Source organism: Rhodococcus sp. NPDC059968 (assembly GCF_042738615.1).
Lineage (GTDB): Bacteria > Actinomycetota > Actinomycetes > Mycobacteriales > Mycobacteriaceae > Rhodococcus_F.
On sequence record NZ_JBHWUE010000013.1, the window covers coordinates 104,060 to 123,638 of the forward strand.

Consider the following 19,579-nt stretch of genomic DNA (forward strand, 5'->3'; position numbering starts at 1 on the left):
ACGCTGCGCCCGAATCGCCCCACACCCGAAAGCGAGGCATTACCTTCGGTCTGATTCGACCAGGGGTCGACCGTGCGCACGCCGAGGAGGAGCAATGCTCAACGTGGCCCTACTTGTGGTTCTGCTCGTTGCGAGTCTGTGGGGCGGCGCTGCGCTCCACGGACTGGCCGATAGAAGGGCGGCGCGATGAGCGCCGGGCACACGCTGCCGGCCCCGCAGTCGACGGCACTGCGGACGGGCACGGTGCGATGGTTCAACGCCGAACAGGGTTTCGGTTTCCTCGCCCCGGCCGACGGATCCGACGACATCTTCGTGCACGTCTCCGAAATCGCCGGAGACGGTCACCGCATTCTCGAGGAAGGTCAGCGCGTCAGCTTCGCCGTCTGCCGCACCGAGACCGGTAACCAGGCGCGCGACGTCCGGGTCGCCTGAGCCCACCGCATCGAGTTCGTCGAACCCGCAAGTCGGGACGCATTCGGCACACGCTCACACTTTCGTTCGCCGGCGGGTTGAGGGTCGCGGCAGCTGGGTACGCTGCCGAGAGTCGCAGAAACCGACGACAGAGACGTGGAGTGCAGATGGCCGAGGTCGACGAGGTTAGACGAATGAAAACGAGATCCGGTGTGCCCGTGGAGCTTCGTGTGGCGGCGGAGTTCGAACAGTTGCCTGTGGTGCGCGCCGTCGCGGAAACTCTCGCCGTTCTGGGAGACTTCACGCTCGACGACGTGGCCGATATCAAACTTGCCGTGGACGAGGTGTGTTCGGAACTGATCGCGGCTACGCCGGGAAGTGCCGAACTGACGTGTTCGTTCGCCGTCACGGAGACGGGGTTGCACGTGACGATCAGTGCACCCCTCAGCCGGGGCGGAGTGCCCAACCGGGAGAGCTTCGGCTGGCACGTGCTCGAGACGTTGATGAATGCGGTTTCGGTATCGGAGGGACCCGTCGGCAACGGGTCCGTCGAACGAACCGTGGCGGTGGAACTGGTCAAATACCGGGGCACCATCTAGTGTCACCGGTTTCGGAACGCAGTGAACGGCACCGTCCCGGCAGAGACGACTACAAGGACGTGGCGCCCACGGTTGCGCGTGTGCGAGCCTTGGACGAGGCGTCCGGGGAAGCGTCCGCGCTGCGCGACGAAGTCATCACACGCTGCCTTCCGCTCGCCGATCACATCGCCCGCCGGTTCGGTGGGCGCGGCGAGGCGCACGAGGATCTGCTGCAGGTCGCCCGGCTCGGGCTGGTCAAGGCCGTCGACCGTTTCGATCCGGACCGCGGTTTCGACTTCGTGTCCTACGCGGTGCCCACGATCATGGGCGAGGTTCGTCGGTACTTCCGCGACACCGGCTGGTCGATGCGAGTGCCCCGGCGTATGCAGGAACTCCACGCGCTGATCACCAAGGCCGTCGACGAACTGTCACAGGAACTGGGACGTTCGCCCTCGGCCAGTGAGATCGCCGCCGAACTCGAACTCGACGTCCGGGAAGTGTCCGAGGGCCTGCTCGCGAAGAATGCCTACCAAACCCTGTCGATGGATGCGGCCATGGGTGATGATCCCGACGACCTTCCCCTCGCCGAGACGCTCGGTGAGGAGGATCCGGAGCTCGCGAACGTAGAAAGTCACGCTGCCGTGCGGCCGGCGCTGGAGAAACTGCCGCCGCTCGAACGCCGCGTGCTGATGTTGCGGTTCTTCGGCTCGATGACCCAGACGGAAATCGCCCAGCGCGTGGGCGTCTCGCAGATGCAGGTCTCGCGTATTCTGGCGCGCACCCTGTCCGGACTGCGGGAGCAGCTGGGCGGCGGCTGATCACCCCGCGTCAGCCACCCAGCCCCGCGACGGTCGATTCGAGCGACGCGGCGTGGAACTCGAGATCGCTCTGCGAGCAGTCGCGGTCTTGCGGGAGCTGCTCGCGCAACTCGTCCCGGGTCACGATGACCAGGGACTGATGCTCGTCACCCAGTTCGCCTGAATCGACGATGGTGGGGGCGCCGCTCTGCAGGATCAGGGCGGGATCCGGCAGTGGCGAATCGAGGAGCGTTTGCAGGTGGGTCGCGGTCACGTGGGTGTTCATAGTGCCCGGCATACCCGGACGTGCCGCGTTCGAACCGCGCCGGTTGGAGCTGCCACGAGTCGGGCACACGGCACTTGTCGTTGCACGAAGGGAGAGAAGACTGTTGCACGTCACCGCACTCCGGCGCCTGCGCTCGTGGGTGGGGGACAGTCAGCGAAACATTGTGGTCGTGCAGTCGGTGAAGGCCGCGACCGCTGCCGTGCTCGCGTGGATTCTGGCCGAGCGCCTTCTCGGACTGCCGCAGCCGTTCCTCGCGCCCTACGCCGCGGTGTTCATGATCGAGGTGACGGTGTCGCGATCACTGAGGGTGGCCGGCGAACAACTCGCGGCGGTCTCGCTCGGGGTGACGCTGGCCGCGGTGGTCGGAATGTTGTTCGATTCGGTCACCGTCGGTGTCGGTGTGGCGGTCCTGACGGGTCTCCTGCTCGGCCGTTGGCGCCGGTTCGGTTCGAGCGGGGTGTGGGTGGCGGTCACCGCGCTGCTGATGGTGACGTACGGCGATTCCGATCAACCGGCGATGCTCGGCGACCGTATCCTGGCGATCGCGCTGGGTGCCGGAACCGGGGTGGCCGTGAACGCGCTGCTCCTGCCCCCGCTGTACCTGAGGCGGTCGGAGCGCGCACTGACGGGACTGGGTTCCTCCGCCACCGCGCTGTTGTGCGACGTCGCCCGGGAGTTGCGAGAACCGGGAACCGGTGGACATCCCGGTCGATGGGCCGAACGGTCGGCGAACGTGCGGGTGCAACTGGACGACGCCCTGGATGCCGTGGCCTGGACGGAGGAGAGCGCGCGAGCCAACGTGCGACGCGCCGCCGGTCCGGTCGCCGCCGGAAGGAAATGGGGACAGGCGGTTGTGGCACTGTCCGAGGGCTGGCCCCAGTGCACGGAGATCGTCCGCGCCACGTCGCTGGCGCTGGAACCGCAACCTCCGTTCGGTCCTCTCGACCCGGAGATCCGTGAGAGTGCGGCCACGTTCGTGGAAGCACTGGCAGACGTGGTCCGAGCCGAATTCGCCTTCGCCGACAGCAGCGACGCTCATGTCGCCGCCTGCCGGACGGCGGCGGAACGGCTCCGCAACTTCGAGGATGCTGTGTCCTCCCAGTGCGGTCTGACCCGGGGTTCGTCGATGAGCGCCGGAAGCATCCTGCGGCCGTCCGCGGCGGCGCTGAGTCTGCTGACCGGGGAATCTCCCGCCTCGCCGTCCGGGGCGGGATCGGTGGACGAAGAAGGTCCCGGGGTCGAGTAACGTCTTCTCGACAGCGCGACGATCGCTGCCCAATTGGGCTCCTTGGCAACCGCGTTGGACGAGTTCAATCGCAATTCCGGTTCGCGGTGAAGATGAGCCTGTTGCTTCAGCGGGTCTGCGATCAGGAGTGCCCGCAGCGTGGAGTTGGCCAGGAACGAGTTCTCGGGCCTCACGAGGGCCATGAAGACCCGCGCGGTCATCGAGCAGGCCAAGGGAATTGTGATGGCGTTACGGGGAGTTTCCGTGGACCGGGCGTTCGAGATCCTCGTCGCGCAATCGCAGCAGGAGCACGTCAGGTTGGCGGAGGTGGCGCGCCGCATCGCCGAATCGGTGACGACGAATCCCGAGTGAACCGGGGCCGGGGACAGTGCGCTCAGTCCGCGACCGGAGAAAGCGCGCCGAGGAAGGACTGCGCCCACCGGTGCACGTCGTGGTCGAGCACCTGGCGGTGCAGCCGCGACATGCGCCGTCGTCCCGGCTCGCGCTCCGGGTCGAGCGCGGCCACGATGGTGTTCTTCACCCCGTCGAGGTCGTGCGGGTTCACCAGGTAGGCGCCCCGGAGTTCGGCGGCGGCACCGGCGAACTCGCTGAGCACCAGCGCACCGCCCAGGTCCGCCCGACAGGCGACGTACTCCTTCGCGACGAGATTCATCCCGTCACGCATCGGGGTGACGAGCATGACGTCGGCGGCCAGGAACAGCGCGATCAGCTCGCTGCGATCGACCGGCTGATAGAGGTAGTGCACGACGGGCCGGCCGATCTGACCGTGATCACCGTTGATGTGGCTGACCTGCTCCTCGATGGAGCTGCGCATCTTCATGTAGTGCTCGACGCGTTCACGGCTCGGGGTGGCGAGCTGCACCATCACGGTGTCGGACGGATCGAGACGGCCCTCGTCGAGCAGTTCGCCGAGCGCTGAGAGCCGCATATCGATGCCCTTCGTGTAGTCGAGTCGGTCGACTCCGAGGAGGATCTTCCGAGGGTTCCCGAGCTCGCGGCGGATCTCGGCGGCCCGTTCGACGATGGCGGGATCGGTGGCCTGCTCGACCAGTTGCCGCGAGTCGACGGAAATGGGGAACGCGCCGACCTGCACGACCCGGTCGTCGAGTGTCACCCGGCCGAGTGCGCTGCGCACGCCGACGCCTGCGGTGGTGGTGTCGAGTCCCAGCAGCCTGCGCGCCAGGAACAGGAAATTGTTGGCGCCGCCGGGCAGGTGGAAGCCGATGAGGTCGGCCCCGAGCAGCCCCTCCACGATCTCCTTGCGCCACGGCAACTGCATGAACAGTTCGACGGGCGGGAAGGGGATGTGGAGGAAGAACCCGATGGTCAGGTCGGGGCGCATCTCCCGCAGCAGACGGGGCACCAGCTGCAGCTGGTAGTCCTGCACCCACACGGTCGCGCCTTCGGCCGCGGTGCGCGCGGTCTCTTCGGCGAAGTGGCGATTCACATCCAGGTACGAGTGCCACCAGTCCCGGTCGAAGACCGGTGCCACCAGCACGTCGTGGTACAGCGGCCACAGCGTCGCGTTCGAGAATCCTTCGTAGTACCGAGATACTTCGTCCGAACTCAGCTCCACCGGGTACAGGTCGATCCCACCGGAGAGGATCGGTTCGACCTTCGTGTCGGGCACCCCGGGCCAGCCAACCCAGGAACCGCGCTCCCGGTCGAGAAGGATCGGCTCCAGCGCTGTGACGAGGCCTCCCGGGCTCCGCTTCCAGCGTGTCGTCCCGTCGTCGAGTGTCTCCATGTCCACGGGCAGCCGGTTGGCGACCACCACGAAGTCGGACGTGCCGTGCGGAGCAGTGTCTTTCACGCCGAGCGCCCACCCTGGCGACTTCCCGCGGCGACCAGCCGGAAGGCAGCCTCGAGGTCGGCGCAGAAGGGGATCTGTGCGGCCATGTTCATGGCCGTCAACGGTCTGCGGAGAGCGTTGTTGCCGGTCACCGCCCACGGCACGGTGAGCCTGCGGGCGCGGGCGGCCATGATGTCGAGGATCGGCAGGGCAGACGCGCAGAAGAACTGCACGTCGGTCAGGTCGAGCACGAACGGAAGTCGTTCGTTGATCGCCTCGTCGAGGTGGTTCCCGAAGGTGTGGAGGGTGGTGACGTCGACGTCCCCGGATATCCGGACGACGAGGATCCCGCCGGCACCCGGTGCATTGTCGACGGAGAGCCGGCCGTGCTCGGGTTCGACGGCCCAGCTGAACAGCGTCGACTGCGCTGCAGGGTCGTAGCGTGTCGGCAGCGCACTGAGAACAGATTTCATGTCGTTTCCTCACGGTCGAGCGACGTAGGAGACAGGCACGAATTAGGCGCGTGAACCGTGCCCGTCCATTGCGGCTGGGGGCTCAACCGTGCAGGACTCTGACGTTACCCCATGGTGTCAATCGCGGGGGCCGCGCTTTTCGCCCCAGGTCCGCCGCCGACACCACGCCGTCGGCGTTTCCGGTTGTCCCACTGCACTTCTCGCCGTCGAATCGGGGGACGCAATCGCGGCGCGGCGTAGCTTTTCCGCGGATTGGGTAATCGGTGCGGATGGAAATCATCGCCATCGTGATCCTTGTCGGCGTCGTGACATTCGTGATCGCGCGCCGACGGACGCAGAATCGGAAGCAGTACTGATGCGGGACAGTCCTACGGGCGGCGCCGCTTCTTGTGCGAAGAGTCGCAGAAGGGGGCGATGCTCGTCCGCCCACACCGGCACAACGCCACGGTGGCCCGGTCGTTGCCGATCGGGTTACCTTCGGTGTCGAGGATCCGCGCAGCACCACGCACCAGGAGTGGACCATCAGGGCAGACTGTGATCGTGACGTCGGATTCGTCGGTCCCGGCAATGGGAATGGAGTTCATATGACTACCTTGCACTCTCGGTCGATGTCGGACACGGCGGCGCAGTCTGGGACGTCCATGCCCTTTCCGAAGCCGCGCGGTCCCGTCAGCGATCTCCTGTTCTCCATTCTGCGCGCAGACGGTGCCGATGCCGAACCGTTCGTGGCGGCGGCACGCTCCCTCGCCTCGTCGGCGCGCGACAGTCCGCGGGCGTTCCTCTTCGAGGAGGACGCGCAGATCTGCCTGACCGCTCTCTACGAACTGCACCTGCAGGGGATCACCGGTGTCGGCGACGAGTGGGAATGGAACAGCGACCTGATCGCCGCCCGGTCGGCGCTCGAGGTTCCGTTCGACGCCGCGATCCGTGACGTCGCGGACGCGCCGACCGGCGCCGACGACGTGGTGGCGGCGCTGTGGGCGATGACCGCCCCCAGCACGGCGCCGGGGCTGTCCGGTCACATGGCCCACGACGCGGATCTCACCCAGTTCCGTGAACTGCTGATCCACCGTTCCCTGAATCAGTTGCGTGAGGCCGACGTGCACACGCTCGGCATCCCGCGGCTCGCGGGCGCACCGAAAGCGGCGCTGGTGGAGGTGCAGTCCGACGAGTACGGCGGCGGCAGGCCCGAGCGGATGCACTCGGCGCTGTTCGCGACCACGATGCGTGAACTCGGGTTGTCCGACGACTACGCGCACTACATCGACGAGGTGCCCGCCGTGACGCTGGCGTCCCTGAACGCGCTGTCCCTGTTCGGCGTGCACCGCAGCCGTCTCGGGGCCCTGGTGGGGCACCTGTGCGCGGTGGAGACCACGTCCGCGTTGCCGAGTAAGAAATACGCCGCCGGACTGCGCCGCCTCGGATTCGGGAAGGCGGCCACCCTGTTCTTCGACGAACACGTGGAGGCCGACTCCGTGCACGAACAGATCGTCTGCCGCGACCTCGCCGGCGGATTGGTCGCGGCACGGCCCGCAGTGGCCGACGACATCCTGCTGGGAGCCGCGGCCTGTCTCGCCTTCGACGACCTCGTCGGTGACCACGTCACACGGTGCTGGGAGGAGAATCGCACATCACTGCGGCAGCCGCCCGGTTGAGGGTCAGGAGCCGGACGCGGCGACCGCGTGCTCGAGATCGCTGAGCGACGTCTCCAGGTGCGTGATGATCCGTTGGAGATGCGGGACGGCGTGCCGGTCGCCCACGACGCCGACGTCGAGCTGACCGGACCGGCTGGTGAGGGTGATGCTCAACGCCTGACCTCCGAGGACCGTCGGCGCCGGATACACCGCGTCGAGGCGGGCGCCGTTCCAGTACCGCGGCCTCGACGGGCCCGGCATATACGAGATCATCACATTGAACGGCGGGGGAGTGTCGTCGACGAACCGGCGGACCGGTTCGAGCAGGATCGGGCTGATCGCCAGCGCGCTCATCAGCTGGAACTGGGTGTGGCTCAGCGCGCCGAACACACGGTTGGTGTGCTCGACCGACTCGCTGATCCGGGCGAGGCGTGCCGCCGGATCCGCTTCGTCGGTGGCCAGGCCGACGACCATTGCACCGACGCCGTGGTCGCGGCCGCGCGGTCCGATCATCGTGCCGCCGAGGTCGAGGGGCACGGGCAGCATCGCCGTCAGCGGGGCTTCGGGCAGCGCGTACTGCTCGAGGAGATACCGGCGCAGCGCCCCCGAACACATCGCGAGCACCACCGCGTTGATCGTGGTGCGGGCCGCGGTGGCCACCGACACCAGGCGCCGGATCGGCCACGACCGTGCCGCCAGTTTCCGTGCCCGGCCGACCGGAACGTTGAGCATCGTGGGCGGTGACTGCAGGGGAAGCGTCAGATGCTGCTCGCGGACGCCGTCGTAGGCGACCTTCGCGAGCGCAGGCACCACCCCGACGATGCTGGTGGCGGCCCGCACCCCCGCCCGGACCACCGCGACCGGCAACGCGGATTCCCGCCGCGACGTGCCGGCGACCCCGGGCGTCCACGGTGCGGGGCAGTCGCGGGCGTCGGGGTCGGTCGACAGGGCGTGATGGAGGAGCCGCAGTCCGGCCGGTCCGTCCATCAGCGACAGGTGAATCTTGGAGAACACGGCCGTCCGTCCGTCGGCGAGCCCCTCGATGACGTGCATCTCCCACATCGGGTGCTGCGGATCGAGCGGCATGCCGTGCATCTGCGACACCAGCGACAGCAGGTCCTCCATCCGGCCGCGGCCCGGGACCGCCGTGTGCCGGACGTGATAGCCGAGATCGATGCGGTCGTCGAACGACCACCAGGGGTAACTGGCGCCGCGCAGCGGGCGGACGGCGCGCCGGCGGAACGTGTCCGACGCACCCTCGTGCGAGATCAACGCCTCGAACATGGCCCGGGCGTGATCGGGCCCCGACTCGCGGGGCGGTTCGAACAGTTCGAGCGCACCCACGTGCATGGGATGCGACGGCGTCTCGAACAGCACGAACATCGCCTCGGTGGGACTCATCACCGACATCCAGCGCCTCTTTCTCATGCTCGGGACACGGCCAGAGCATGCCCCGGCGCATCCCACGTCTCCAGGGTAAGCAGAACACGGAAACTTCTTCCGCAAGGCCGTTTTCGTGCCCCGCCTGCTCAGCCGCGGTCGAGCTGCGGAAACACCGTCTCACGGGCGAGGAGCAGAACGGCGGCGGCGACGGGTATCGCGAGCAGCGCCCCGACGATCCCCAGCAGTGCGCCGCCGACGAGGACGGCGACGACGGTGACCATCGGGGGCACCTTGACGGTTCGGCCGATGATGCGGGGAACGAGAAGATAGTCCTCGAACAGGCGGAGGGCGATGAAGAAGACGATGGTGGCCAGTGACACCGGCAGGGACACGGTGAGGGCGACCAGCGCCACCACGACACCGGCGAGGGTGGATCCGATCACCGGAATCAGATCCAGCACGGCGACCAGGACGGCCAGCAGCAACGGGTAGGGGACGTCGAAGGAGACCAGCCACACGAACGTGAGGACGGCGGTGATCAGCGAGATCAGGAGATTTCCCAGTACGTATCCGCCGACCTTCGCGAAGATTTCGTCGCCGATCAGAATTGTGCGTGGTCGCCGCGAGCTCGGGGCCAGGCGATAGATCGACGACCGGATGTGTGCGAAGTCGGCCAGGAAATAGGCGGTGAGCACGACCACGATCACGGTGCCGCTGATGGCGCTGAACACGAACTTGCCCGCACCCACGATCCCGCCGACCACCATCGGCACGTTGCCCGCATCGAGTGCCCGGCGCAGTTCGTCCTGCAGGTGGAAGCGGGTGCTGACTTCCCCCAGTACGGGGTAGTTCTGCTCGAGGTGCCCCAGGTAGTCCGGGGCGTTGTGCACGAGTGCGCCGCCCTGCGTCACCATCGGCGGGATCGCCGCGGCCAGGAACCCCGCCAGCACGGCGAACGCCAGGACGAAAACCGTTGCGACCGCTGCCCATCGGGGAAATTTGTGCCGCACCAACCAGGACACGGCGGGTTCGAGACCGATCGCGAGGAATGCGGCGACGGCGATGAGGACCAGCACCCCGCGGGCCGCGAGAACGACCTCGATCAGGGCGTACGTGACGGCGACACCGGCGGCCCCGGCCATCCCGATGAGGAACGGGGACCGACGATCGAACCGCGGTCCGGGCTTCCCGAGCGGGTGCGCCGCCGTACTGATGCGCGCCGCGCCCTCCTCCGCGGCGATGATCGGCTGCTCCTCCGCGGGGGAATGCGGTTGGGCCACGTTGTCGTCGTGGCCCCCGGCGCCACTGCTCACGGCCGTCTGACGACTCTGTCCCGCCGTCCGCTGGCGGCGGTGTCCCGACCGATGCGGGGACACCGATCCGCGGGGGTCGACGTGTCGGTCGCGGCGGCCGGCGCGCTCGGCAACGCGGGTGTCGAGCGGCAATAGTCGTCGATCAACTCCACCGCACGTTCCGCGCACACGGCGGGCGACGGCATCCGCCCGACACCGAGGCCGTCGATCACGATGACACTGCGGCGGCCCAGCCCTTCGACGCCGAGCGACCAGCCGAAGGTCCGGTTCCACGCCAGCACCGCGTTGCGTCCCGGCAGATAGTGCAACCGGAGCGGCAGAACGAGGACGACTTCGATGCCGTCGCTGTCCCACCAGTCGATGGAATCGGCGTGAACGCTACCGGCCACCGTGTGGATGTAGTCCCGAACGGTGCGGGTGTCGGCAATGCCTGTTCCGCTCTTCATCGTCCACCGCCTCAGCTGCTAGACGATCGACATACCCTGCCCCGCGACAGTTGAAACTTCACCCACCGAGGTGTGTGCTCGAGCGGCGCGACGCGCCCGTCTCCGGGTAGCCTCGCCGCATGCCTTACGTGGAGCGCTCGGGAGATGTGTTCGTCCTGTACTTCGGCGAGGAGGGGGAACCCGACAGCGAGAACGCCTTCCACCCGGATTGGATCGACAGGGTCGACGCCCTCCTCGATCAGGTCGAACAGCACGACGGTCCCGCCGCACTGGTGACGACGGGACTCGGCAAGTTCTACTCCACCGGTCTCGACACCGCCTGGGTCGTCGCCAACACCGACAAGCTGAACTCCTACATCGACCGTGTGCAGGCCCTGTTCGCGCGGATCCTCACCTTCCCCCTGCCGACCGTGGCCGCGCTGACCGGGCACACCTTCGGCGGCGGCGCCATCCTCGCAGCGGCCCACGATCACCGGGTGATGCGTGAGGACCGCGGCTACTTCTGCCTGCCGGGCATCACCATCGGGGCGAGCTACGCGCCGGGCAGCATCGCGCTGCTCGCGGCCCGCCTGCCCGCGCGGGCCGTGCACACCGCCCTGGTGACCGGCCGTCGGTACGGCGGCGTCGCGGCGAGCGAACTCGGGTTCGTCGACGAGGTCGCCCCCGAGCAGCAGGTGCTCGCCAGGGCCGTCGAACACGCGCAGGGGCTCGTCGCGACCCGCGGACGCACACTCGGTGAGATCAAGTCCTCCCTCTACGCGGACGCCGTCGCCTCGCTCCGCACTCCGGTGGCGAACCTCGAGTCGCAGGAGGCGCTGAACGGCGGCTGACGAGTCACCAGGTGCTTCGAGGGGTGTCTGGCGTGAAAACGGGTACTACTCCCGCGAGGAGCGGGGCGTCGGGCATCCGTTCTCACCGTCATCCGGAGGCGACCACCATGAAACGCGTTCTGACACTTGTCCTGCCGATCCTGCTGGCCGTCTTTGCGCTGGCCGCGTGTGGAGGCGACGGTGACGACTCGTCGGGTTCGGCGGAATCGGCGACCGGCGGGGACCATTCCATGTCCGGCATGCCGTCGATGTCCATGTCGATGCCGATGTCCATGCCTGCGGGGGCGGATCAGCCCGGCGGGCGGGAGATCGTGATCTCCGATTTCAAGTACACCCTGCCCGGCACGTTCGCGCCGGGAGAACAGGTCACCGTCCGCAACGACGACACCGCCGAACACACGGTGACGGCCGACACCGGCGACCTGTTCGACGTGGAGGTCGAACCGGGTGCGACCGCGACGTTCACCGTCCCCGGCCAGCCGGGCACGTTCGCGTTCCACTGCACCTATCACCCGAACATGGTGGGCACGCTCGAGGTTCGGTGACCCCGTCAGTCGAGCGGCTCGATGCGGAAGACCTCGCACCGGTCCGCGGCGGCCGCGAACGCCTCCGGGGAGGAGTTCGCGACCGTCCCGGCCTTCAGGAACATCGTGACCCCGTGCGGCACCCGGGTCGGGAATTCGCGGAGGATCCGGCCCCGCTCCGACACCGGCAGCGCGACCAGTCGGACACGCTCGCGACGACGTCCCCGAGTCAGCTCACCGCGCCCGGCGGCCCGGGCGTTCTTCGCCCAATCCGATTCGGCGTATCCCGCGACGACGTAGCGCCGGCCGTCCACCTCGTACGGTGAGACGGGGGTCGACCGGGGTACGCCCGTCTTCCGGCCGGGTACGGTGAGCGCCGGCATCGGCATCGGAACGCCCAGGCGATGCAGGCCCACGATCACCTTGTTGACGTGGGCGAGATACCAGGGCGGCAGCACTCTTCCAGTCCGGCGCACCATGTCCTCGACTATTCCGAACGCGGCGCTCTCGTGGCAACCACCTCCATCGGTCCTCTACGTCAGACTGCAGGGGTCGAGTTCGGTAGTGAGAGCGAGGGTGATTCCGGACAGCACCCGGTCGAGCAGGGCCTCCGAGGTGGCGAAATTGATCCGGATGAACCGGTCCCCGGCCCTTCCGAAGGGCACACCGCCGTCGACGAGCACGTGCCCGGCGCGGCGGATGCGGTCGATCGGATCGTCCACCGGCAGCGCCGAGACGTTCACCCAGCTGAGGTACGTGGCCTCGGGCGTGTGGTGGCGGACCTCGGGCAGCGCCCGAGTCAGGACGTCGTGGACCCGTGCGCGATTGCGGTCGAGGACCCGTATGAGGGTGTCCTGCCACGCCTGCCCGTGCTGCCATGCGGCGAGTGATCCGACGACCCCGAGAACCGACACCGCGCCGTAGAGGTCGGGGGGTTCGTTGTCCCGGACCGCCAACAGGTCCGTGGGACCGTAGTGCAGCACCGCACAGCGCAAACCGGCGAGGTTGAATGCCTTCCCGGCGGACGTGACCGTGACGGTCCGCGAGGCGGCGTCCTCGCTGATCGAGGCGAACGGGATGTGCCGGTGCGGTTCGTAGATCAGTTCGGCGTGGATCTCGTCGCTGATCACCAGCAGGTCGTACCGTTCGGCGAGTTCGGCGATGCGCTCGAGTTCGCCGCGCGTGTGCACTCGACCCGTCGGATTGTGTGGATTGACGAGGACGAGCACCTTGGGACGATTCCGTGCCAGGGTCCGCTCGAACTCGTCGAAGTCGAGCGCCCACCCGTTCCCGGTGTCGACGAAGGGGAATTCGACGGTGCGCCGCCCCATCGTTTCGATCGTCGCCAGGAACGGTGGATAGTTCGGGGTCTGAATGACCACCGCATCCCCGGGTCGGGTGCCGAGACGAAGGATCAGCTGCAGTGCCTGGATCAGATCGGTCTGCTCCCGCACGTCGGCGGGGTCGATCTGCCAGCCGTAGCGGTCGGACATCCGCCGGGCGAACTCGGCACGCAAGGGCGTGCCGCCCAACCAGTTCGGGTAGCCGAGGTCGCCGCGGTCGATGACGTCCTTCAGTGCATCGCGGATCTCCGGGGCGACGGGAAAGTCCATGTCGGCGACCCACGACGGGAGTGCCCCGGCTTCGACAGCGCGCGCCCATTTCACCCCGGTGCGCCGGGACAGGGCACCGAGGTCGAGGTCGTCGAATCCCGGGAACAGGGGGTGGGGTGTCGTCGAGGTAGTCACAGTGCTGCTTCCACTCGTATGGTCGACAGGGCGTCGCGGGAAACCTCGACCTGTCCGTGATGTTGGGCGAGTTCTTCGAGAACGTGGAGGAGGACCCCGTTCGGGGTCAGTTGGCGGCTCGGCCCCTCGTAGTCGGCCGGTGGGGTATTCGTCAGCGGCGCATCGGGGTCGAAGCCCGCGAGGTCCTTGTGCAGGTTCGCCCGCAGGGCGGTGATCGTGCGGGTGAGGTCGGCGATGGTTCCCCGGGCGGTGAACTCCGATTCACGGTCCCGGTTGCTCTCGCGGCCGCCGATCAGGTGCCCGATCCAATACTCGGCCACCTCGGTGCAGTGGTAGGTGATGGCCCAGGGGGAGTTCGCGCCGTCGAAGGGTGGTGCCTGATTGGCGCGCTCGTCGCCGAGTTCGCCGAGAACGGCGAGCATGCCGTCGAAGGCGCGGTCGAGGAAGTACAGGTATTCGTCGGTGTTCACGGGATTCGCTTTCGTGGTGGGATGTGCGGAGGGTCAGTGAATCTGTTCGAGGACAGTGTCTTTCGTTTCGGGAAGGCGGGTGAGCACGATCAGCGCACCGATCGCGAACAGGACTGCGCTGGTGGAGAAGACCAGGCCGGTGCCGCCGAAGCCCAGCAGGAAGGGGACCGCGATGGGGCCGAAGACCGAACCCAGCCGGCCCAGGGCGGTGGCGGAGCCGATTCCCGCGCCGCGGCTGCGGGTCGGGAACAGTTCGGGGGTGTAGGCGAAGATCGAGGGAGAACATGCCGAAGAAGAAGAACTGCAGGAACGATCCGGCGAGGATCAGCTCGAACGTGCCCGAACTCTGGCCGTAGAAGAAGGCGGCGATGCCGGACCCGATGGTGTACCCGGCCAGGCAGTAGCGCCGTCCGAGCCGCTCGATCAGGTACGCGGCCGACAGGAATCCGGGCATTCCCCACAGGGCCATGACGAGGACGAACCCGATGCTCTTGGTGACGTCGAGGCCGTTGTCGGTCAGGAGCTTGCCGATCCAGGTCGTCAGCCCGTAGTAGCCGGTCATCAGGCAAAACCACACTGCCCATACCGTCAGGGTGCGCGCTTTGTGTTCGGGAAGGAAGAGTGCGCGGAAGCCGCCCCGTCCGGTGTTTTCACCCTGTGCGCCGCGCACGGGCTGGGGGTCGGGTAGTGGCCGTCCGGTCGCGTCACGCACTGCGCTTTCGATGGAGGCGAGGGTGCGTTCCGCTGCGGCTGTGTGCCCCCGGGAGACCTGCCACCGGGGTGACTCCGGCAGGTTGCGCCGAATGATCAGTGCGACCACGGCCAGGGCCGCCTGCATGAGAAAGCATCCGCGCCAACCGAAGGTGGAGGCGACCAGGAGGTAGGACACGGCGCCGGCGGTGATGAATCCGATCGGCCAGGCACCCTCGAGCAGGGCGGCGTAGCGCCCGCGCTTCGACGAGGGCATGAATTCGGCGAGGATCGCCGCGGCCACCGGGAACTCCGCTCCCATGCCGACACCGAGCAGGAATCGGAAGGTGAGCAGGGATTCGAAGTTCCAGGACAAGGCGAGTCCGATGCTCGCCAGGCCCCAGGCGACGATGCTGTACTTGAAGACCCACCCTCACCCTCACCCGCGAGGGCACACGACCAGCACCGGCACACCCGGCAACGCACTGAGCCTCCTCGCCCGGGACACCATCGATCTGATCGGCTCCCCGGCGATGGCGAAGGTGAAGGAGTGCTCGAACCCGGACTGCACCCGGCTGTTCGTCGATCTCTCCCGCGGCTTCTCGCGCCGCTGGTGCGGAATAGCGGAGTGCGGCAACCGGATCAAGGCCGCAGACTACCGCCGCCGCAAGAAATTGCAGGGCATCGAGTAGCTGCACTCAGGGCTGGGCGGGCGCGTCGCTGTCGCGCCACCAGCAGAACACGAACAGGGCCAGCGACGCGACGAGTGTGGAGACCACCCACACCGTGAGGGCGATGTCGACCCACGACCCGATCGGCGGGCTTCCCGGCAGGATTCCGCGCAACGGCACGACGGCGAACAGCATTGCCGCCATCCAGCCCAGCATGTCGGTGTTGACGGCACGTCTGCGGCGGAACGTCTGCAGCGCGACGAAGGCGGCGAGCCCCGCCAGGATCGTCATCATCAGCAGCAGGATTCCGGCGTAGATCAGGTTCCCGCCCGTGCGCGCGAACGTCAACGCGGCACCGGTGCCGTTCCGGGAGAGGTCCGTATCGACCGCCACCGCTTCGGCGCGCGCCTTCCACCCGTCCACCCGGCCGTCCAGCAGCAGGGCCGTGGGCACCAGTTCACGGTCGGCGCCGAGCCCCTGGTACGCCTCCACCACCATCGGGTTCACCTCGAACCGGTCGAACGGCCAGTAGGCCGCGTTGCCGGTGGCGATGAACTCGGTGTCGAACGTCGTGGGCGCGGCGCCCGCACGGAAGACGATCTCCTCGTGACCGGTGCTCGGGAGGAGCAGCAGGGTGATGTCCCGGTTCAACGTGTCGCCGTTGGCGTGGAGGAAATCCTCACCTGCTTTGATCGTCACCTCGGCCTGCACCCGGTCGGTCGTCGGCTGCAGCGACTTCGCCGTGACGAGGACCACGACCTCGTAGCTACCGACCTCGAACGGTGCGTCGTCGTCGCCGGTGCGGCTGCTCAACCCGTACACGATGAGCGACGCGGCGTAGATCAGCGCGAGGAGAAGCGCCGGCACGGCCCACTGGAGCCGGGGATGGTGGGATGTCATGGGCGTCGGCGAATCACAGCGACGCGGAGGTGTTCTCGGGGTCGATCAGGATCTTCGCGTGCACCTCGGGGTTGCCGAGTGCGGTGAACGCGGATTCGACACCGGCCAGTCCGACCGTTCCGGTGATCAGCGGCGTCGGATCGACCTTTCCGTCGGCGAGCATGTGGAGCGTGTCGCGGAATTCACGGGGGTCGTAGGCGATGGCGAAGCGCAGGTCGATCTCCTTGTTGATCGCCAGTGCGGGCCGGAAGGTGTCGGTCTCCATGCAGACCCCGACCACGACGACACGTGACCGCAGCGGGGCGCCTGCCAGAATGCCGTCGATGACCCCGGGCATGCCGACACACTCGAAGACGACCGGCCCGGACGGTGTCGCGCCCACCGCGTCGGCGAGGGCGAAGGCATGCCACCACGGCAGCTTCGGGATGCGACGCAGCTTCTCCATTGTGTCCAGTCCGAGGCCGAGCACCTCCGTGATCGAGGTCGTCTCCCTGCGTCGCGGATAGGACGTCCACGGCGACGCCGCGGCAGGGTCGACCACGACGTCGGCACCGCATTGCCGGGCGAGCTCCCGCCGGCGGGTGGAGAAGTCGGCGGCCACCACGGTGCGGACACCGGACGCCTTCAGCATGCTGATCACGGCGAGACCGATCGGGCCGCATCCGATGACGATCGCGGTGCGGCGCTTGCCGACGTCACCCTTCCGCACCGCGTGCCACGCCACCGCCATCGGCTCGGTCAGTGCGGCCTTCTCCGCCGACAGCCCGTTGGGCACCGGCAGGGTCATCGACTCCTGCACCACCACCTGTTCCGCGTAGCCGCCCGGCGCCGAGGCCGACAGCCCGGTCAGGTGGATGTCCGACCGGGTGCGGACGATCGGCAACGCAACCACCGCAGTACCCACCGGCCAACGCTTCCGGCAGCCGGGCCCGTAGCCGGCAATGGTGCCGCTGAACTCGTGCCCGAGCACGACTCGCTGGTGGGAACGCATGAAGTCGCGGTAGCCGGTCTCGGCCGCCAGTTCCGCCATCTCGTCGGCGTGCACGCGGGCGTGCAGGTCCGAGCCGCAGATCCCGCACCGCGACACATCGATCAACACCTGACCCCTCGCCGGGATCTCACCCACCTCCAGGCGAGTCTCGGTGCAGATGACAGCCTTCATGCTGACTCCTCGGGGTGCGGTGGGCCTCCGCTCCGAACGTAGAACACTCCCGTCGCCGAGACACCACGATTGCCGAATGGCCGCAGGGTTGTCCCGTCCCCGCGATGGGTGTAGACCGACAGCATGAGCGTCATCGGTCAGATGGACTCGTTTCGTCGTGTCTTTCCCACCGCCCGCCGCAACCGGGCAGACCTGTTGCGCTGGTTGCGGCGCCGGCCGCAGCTGCTCGCCGCCGTCGGGTTCCACGAGTTCGCGCTCGCGACGAGCGCCAGGGTCGACCCCCGCCTCAAAGCGCTCGGCGAGATCAAGGCGGCCGCGCTGACCAACTGCGAGTACTGCCTCGATATCGGATCGGCGTTCAGCCGCGCACTCGGAGTGAGTGACGCCCAGTTGCGCGCCCTCCCGAAATTTCGTGAGAGCAGCGAATTCGACGACACCGAGAAGCTGGTGCTGGAGTTCGCGGAGGCCATCACCCGCACGCCCGCGCACATCGGCGAGGACCTGCGGCGCTCGCTGCTCGCCGAGTTCTCCGAGGCGCAACTGACCGAACTCGCCGCGGCCATCGCCTGGGAGAACCACCGCGGACGTCTCAATCAGGCGCTCGGTGTCCGGCCCTCGGGTTTCTCCGACAGCGACTTCTGCGTCGTGCCCGAGCAGTAGCCCGCGATGAGTTCGCGGACGCGCGGAAGTCGATATCTGTGAAGACGTCCGGAGGGGCGTCCGCCGCATCACCGACTGAGAGGTCCGCGCTCATGACAGCTCCGCTCGAAGGCAAGGTCGCATTCATCACAGGAGCCGCACGTGGGCAGGGCCGCAGTCATGCGGTGCGTCTGGCGCAGGACGGGGCGGACGTCATCGCCGTCGACATCTGCGGGCCGATCGACTCGGTCGCCTACCCCATGGCGACGCCGGAGGACCTGAAGCAGACGAAGGCGCAGGTGGAGGCGCTCGGCCGCCGGATCGTCGGCATCGAAGCCGACGTGCGCGACGCCGCCGCGATGCGCGCGGCAGTTGCCGAGGGGGTCTCCGAGCTCGGTCCGATCGACATCGTGCTCGCCAATGCCGGAATCGGGATGATGTCGGACGACGCGGGCGAGGAGGAGGCGTTCCGCGACCAACTCGAGGTCAACCTGTTCGGCGTGTGGAACACCGTGCAGGCGGCAGCGCCCGGGATGATCGAACGCGGGCGCGGCGGCGCGGTGGTGCTGACCGGTTCGACTCTCGGTCTGGTCGGGCGCGGGGGCAACGGCCGCGGCGGGTCCGACGGCTACTGCGCGAGCAAGCACGCCGTCGTCGGACTGGGACGGACGTGGGCGCACTGGCTGGCCCCCTACGACATTCGAGTCAATTCGGTGCATCCTGCGGGTGCGAACACACCGATGGTGATGAACGACGCGGTGGCCGCACTGTTCGCCGACGCCCCCGCGTCCAGTGGCGCGGACGTCGGCAACCTCCTGAATGTGGGCCTGATCGAGGCCGAGGACGTCAGCAACGCCATCGCCTGGCTGGTGTCCGACCAGGCGCGGTACGTCACCGGCGTCGCGCTTCCCGTCGACGCCGGATTCACCGCCAGATAGTCAACGGCAGCGGGAACGGGACAACCCGTCGAGCACGAAGCCCAATCCGATGCCGAGCATCCACACGTCCTTGGCGACGGCGATGCCGTTCTCGTTGGGCCAGATGCTGCCGGGGTTACGCAGAGCGGGTGTCCTCGCGTACATGGCCACGAGGCCCCCGGAGAACCCGGTGAGCGCCGCCCCGGCCACGGCGGAGGGCACGAACGGCGCGAGTAACGCTGCGCCCGTGCCTATCTCGGCGACCGAGAGCAACTTGATGAATCGGTCCGGTGGAATCGCGTTCAGGAACGGGAACGCTCCCGCCGCCATACCGTGAACGCCCTGGGCGGTCTGCTCGTCCGCCGACCATTTCTGTATCCCCGTATGGAGGATGAAACCCCCGGTCGCGATGCGTGCGGGAAGGTCGCCGAGTGTGGTCAGTCGCATGGTGGTCTCCTGTCGTCGGGTCGAACCAGAGAACTGTTCCTCTCCTCAGCCTCCCACTCGGTCGACGGCCGGGAGCGGTTTCGACGGAGCGGGAGCGCATCGTGGTCGTGGGCCCCCCCCCGGGGGGTGGGGGGGGGGGCGGGGGGGGGTAGGCGGCGCACGGGGGGGGGTCGACCGCCCCCCCCCCCCGGGCCCCCCCCCCCCCCCCCCCCCCCCCGGCGC

Annotated in this window: 25 protein-coding genes and 1 pseudogene; 11 read left to right on the forward strand and 15 right to left on the reverse strand. The window is 68.0% G+C overall.

Annotated features, from left to right (window positions below; translation table 11 throughout):
* Positions 1 to 186 precede the first annotated feature (186 nt).
* From ACFWAY_RS14335 to ACFWAY_RS14345, 3 genes are all read left to right on the forward strand, one after another.
* Entirely contained in the window at positions 187 to 432 is a 246-nt protein-coding gene (locus ACFWAY_RS14335) for a cold-shock protein (RefSeq protein WP_378453119.1), read from the forward strand.
* Positions 433 to 578: 146 nt separating this feature from the next.
* On the forward strand, positions 579 to 1,010 hold the full coding sequence (locus ACFWAY_RS14340; protein WP_378453118.1) for an ATP-binding protein: 432 nt from the start codon (positions 579 to 581) through the stop codon (positions 1,008 to 1,010).
* Positions 1,010 to 1,807: a SigB/SigF/SigG family RNA polymerase sigma factor gene (locus ACFWAY_RS14345; RefSeq protein WP_378511002.1), complete on the forward strand. Its 798-nt coding sequence runs from the start codon at positions 1,010 to 1,012 to the stop codon at positions 1,805 to 1,807. Before ACFWAY_RS14340 ends, ACFWAY_RS14345 begins: the two co-directional genes overlap by 1 nt.
* Before the next feature lie 10 nt (positions 1,808 to 1,817).
* Here ACFWAY_RS14345 and ACFWAY_RS14350 read toward each other — a convergent pair whose 3' ends face one another.
* Complete coding sequence (locus ACFWAY_RS14350; protein WP_037203835.1) at positions 1,818 to 2,072, reverse strand: hypothetical protein; 255 nt, start codon at positions 2,070 to 2,072, stop codon at positions 1,818 to 1,820.
* A 103-nt stretch (positions 2,073 to 2,175) separates the two neighbouring features.
* On the opposite strand from ACFWAY_RS14350, the gene ACFWAY_RS14355 reads away from it, so the two are divergent.
* Both ACFWAY_RS14355 and ACFWAY_RS14360 read left to right on the forward strand, forming a co-directional pair.
* Positions 2,176 to 3,318, forward strand: a complete 1,143-nt coding sequence (locus ACFWAY_RS14355; RefSeq protein ID WP_378511003.1) for an aromatic acid exporter family protein — start codon at positions 2,176 to 2,178, stop codon at positions 3,316 to 3,318.
* Between the two features lie 138 nt (positions 3,319 to 3,456).
* Positions 3,457 to 3,669 carry an ANTAR domain-containing protein gene (locus ACFWAY_RS14360; protein ID WP_378511004.1) on the forward strand — a complete coding sequence of 71 codons (213 nt, stop codon included), beginning with the start codon at positions 3,457 to 3,459 and terminating at the stop codon, positions 3,667 to 3,669.
* 22 nt (positions 3,670 to 3,691) lie between these two features.
* Here ACFWAY_RS14360 and ACFWAY_RS14365 read toward each other — a convergent pair whose 3' ends face one another.
* From ACFWAY_RS14365 to ACFWAY_RS14375, 3 genes are all read right to left on the reverse strand, one after another.
* A complete protein-coding gene (locus ACFWAY_RS14365) occupies positions 3,692 to 5,131 on the reverse strand; it encodes a trehalose-6-phosphate synthase (RefSeq protein ID WP_378453114.1) in 1,440 nt (479 codons plus the stop codon).
* The gene (locus ACFWAY_RS14370; protein ID WP_378453113.1) at positions 5,128 to 5,583 is read right to left on the reverse strand and encodes an STAS domain-containing protein; all 456 of its coding nucleotides are present in this window, start codon (positions 5,581 to 5,583) and stop codon (positions 5,128 to 5,130) included. The genes ACFWAY_RS14365 and ACFWAY_RS14370 overlap by 4 nt, the downstream gene beginning before the upstream one ends.
* Positions 5,584 to 5,951: 368 nt before the next feature.
* Positions 5,952 to 6,167 (reverse strand): CDGSH iron-sulfur domain-containing protein, encoded by a 216-nt coding sequence (locus ACFWAY_RS14375; protein WP_378511005.1) that lies wholly within the window; start codon positions 6,165 to 6,167, stop codon positions 5,952 to 5,954.
* A gap of 24 nt (positions 6,168 to 6,191) precedes the next feature.
* Between ACFWAY_RS14375 and ACFWAY_RS14380 the strand changes: the two genes are divergently transcribed.
* The gene (locus ACFWAY_RS14380; RefSeq protein WP_378511023.1) at positions 6,192 to 7,238 is read left to right on the forward strand and encodes an iron-containing redox enzyme family protein; all 1,047 of its coding nucleotides are present in this window, start codon (positions 6,192 to 6,194) and stop codon (positions 7,236 to 7,238) included.
* A gap of 3 nt (positions 7,239 to 7,241) precedes the next feature.
* Here the strand turns inward: ACFWAY_RS14380 and ACFWAY_RS14385 are convergent, their stop codons facing one another.
* The 3 genes from ACFWAY_RS14385 to ACFWAY_RS14395 form a co-directional block, all read right to left on the reverse strand.
* The gene (locus ACFWAY_RS14385) at positions 7,242 to 8,627 is read right to left on the reverse strand and encodes a wax ester/triacylglycerol synthase family O-acyltransferase (RefSeq protein ID WP_378453111.1); all 1,386 of its coding nucleotides are present in this window, start codon (positions 8,625 to 8,627) and stop codon (positions 7,242 to 7,244) included.
* Between the two features lie 119 nt (positions 8,628 to 8,746).
* A complete protein-coding gene (locus ACFWAY_RS14390; RefSeq protein ID WP_378511006.1) occupies positions 8,747 to 9,913 on the reverse strand; it encodes an AI-2E family transporter in 1,167 nt (388 codons plus the stop codon).
* The gene (locus ACFWAY_RS14395) at positions 9,910 to 10,359 is read right to left on the reverse strand and encodes a DUF6292 family protein (protein WP_378453109.1); all 450 of its coding nucleotides are present in this window, start codon (positions 10,357 to 10,359) and stop codon (positions 9,910 to 9,912) included. Before ACFWAY_RS14395 ends, ACFWAY_RS14390 begins: the two co-directional genes overlap by 4 nt.
* 119 nt (positions 10,360 to 10,478) lie before the next feature.
* On the opposite strand from ACFWAY_RS14395, the gene ACFWAY_RS14400 reads away from it, so the two are divergent.
* Positions 10,479 to 11,189 (forward strand): enoyl-CoA hydratase/isomerase family protein, encoded by a 711-nt coding sequence (locus ACFWAY_RS14400; protein WP_378511007.1) that lies wholly within the window; start codon positions 10,479 to 10,481, stop codon positions 11,187 to 11,189.
* A gap of 107 nt (positions 11,190 to 11,296) precedes the next feature.
* Positions 11,297 to 11,734 (forward strand): cupredoxin domain-containing protein, encoded by a 438-nt coding sequence (locus ACFWAY_RS14405; protein WP_378453107.1) that lies wholly within the window; start codon positions 11,297 to 11,299, stop codon positions 11,732 to 11,734.
* A 5-nt stretch (positions 11,735 to 11,739) separates the two neighbouring features.
* Here ACFWAY_RS14405 and ACFWAY_RS14410 read toward each other — a convergent pair whose 3' ends face one another.
* The 5 genes and pseudogenes from ACFWAY_RS14410 to ACFWAY_RS14430 all read right to left on the reverse strand — a co-directional run.
* Entirely contained in the window at positions 11,740 to 12,192 is a 453-nt protein-coding gene (locus tag ACFWAY_RS14410; protein WP_378453106.1) for a nitroreductase family deazaflavin-dependent oxidoreductase, read from the reverse strand.
* 54 nt (positions 12,193 to 12,246) lie between these two features.
* Entirely contained in the window at positions 12,247 to 13,461 is a 1,215-nt protein-coding gene (locus ACFWAY_RS14415) for a MalY/PatB family protein (protein WP_378511008.1), read from the reverse strand.
* Positions 13,458 to 13,931, reverse strand: a complete 474-nt coding sequence (locus ACFWAY_RS14420) for a DinB family protein (RefSeq protein ID WP_378511009.1) — start codon at positions 13,929 to 13,931, stop codon at positions 13,458 to 13,460. The genes ACFWAY_RS14415 and ACFWAY_RS14420 overlap by 4 nt, the downstream gene beginning before the upstream one ends.
* A gap of 33 nt (positions 13,932 to 13,964) precedes the next feature.
* On the reverse strand, positions 13,965 to 14,204 hold the full coding sequence (locus ACFWAY_RS14425; RefSeq protein ID WP_378511024.1) for an MFS transporter: 240 nt from the start codon (positions 14,202 to 14,204) through the stop codon (positions 13,965 to 13,967).
* A gap of 61 nt (positions 14,205 to 14,265) precedes the next feature.
* Positions 14,266 to 14,997 (reverse strand): annotated as a pseudogene (locus tag ACFWAY_RS14430) (MFS transporter); the annotation flags it as partial.
* Here ACFWAY_RS14430 and ACFWAY_RS14435 point away from each other — a divergent pair.
* The gene (locus ACFWAY_RS14435; RefSeq protein ID WP_378511010.1) at positions 14,969 to 15,313 is read left to right on the forward strand and encodes a CGNR zinc finger domain-containing protein; all 345 of its coding nucleotides are present in this window, start codon (positions 14,969 to 14,971) and stop codon (positions 15,311 to 15,313) included. The pseudogene ACFWAY_RS14430 and the gene ACFWAY_RS14435 sit on opposite strands and share 29 nt — an antisense overlap.
* A 6-nt stretch (positions 15,314 to 15,319) precedes the next feature.
* Here ACFWAY_RS14435 and ACFWAY_RS14440 read toward each other — a convergent pair whose 3' ends face one another.
* Entirely contained in the window at positions 15,320 to 16,192 is an 873-nt protein-coding gene (locus ACFWAY_RS14440) for a DUF4436 family protein (RefSeq protein WP_378511011.1), read from the reverse strand.
* A 13-nt stretch (positions 16,193 to 16,205) separates the two neighbouring features.
* A complete protein-coding gene (locus tag ACFWAY_RS14445) occupies positions 16,206 to 17,354 on the reverse strand; it encodes a zinc-binding dehydrogenase (RefSeq protein WP_378511012.1) in 1,149 nt (382 codons plus the stop codon).
* 123 nt (positions 17,355 to 17,477) lie between these two features.
* Between ACFWAY_RS14445 and ACFWAY_RS14450 the strand changes: the two genes are divergently transcribed.
* Positions 17,478 to 18,014, forward strand: coding sequence for a carboxymuconolactone decarboxylase family protein (locus ACFWAY_RS14450; protein ID WP_378453100.1), 537 nt, complete (start codon positions 17,478 to 17,480; stop codon positions 18,012 to 18,014).
* 92 nt (positions 18,015 to 18,106) lie between these two features.
* Positions 18,107 to 18,931 (forward strand): mycofactocin-coupled SDR family oxidoreductase, encoded by an 825-nt coding sequence (locus ACFWAY_RS14455; protein WP_378511013.1) that lies wholly within the window; start codon positions 18,107 to 18,109, stop codon positions 18,929 to 18,931.
* Here ACFWAY_RS14455 and ACFWAY_RS14460 read toward each other — a convergent pair whose 3' ends face one another.
* On the reverse strand, positions 18,932 to 19,357 hold the full coding sequence (locus tag ACFWAY_RS14460; protein ID WP_378453098.1) for a hypothetical protein: 426 nt from the start codon (positions 19,355 to 19,357) through the stop codon (positions 18,932 to 18,934).
* Between the last annotated feature and the right edge of the window lie 222 nt (positions 19,358 to 19,579).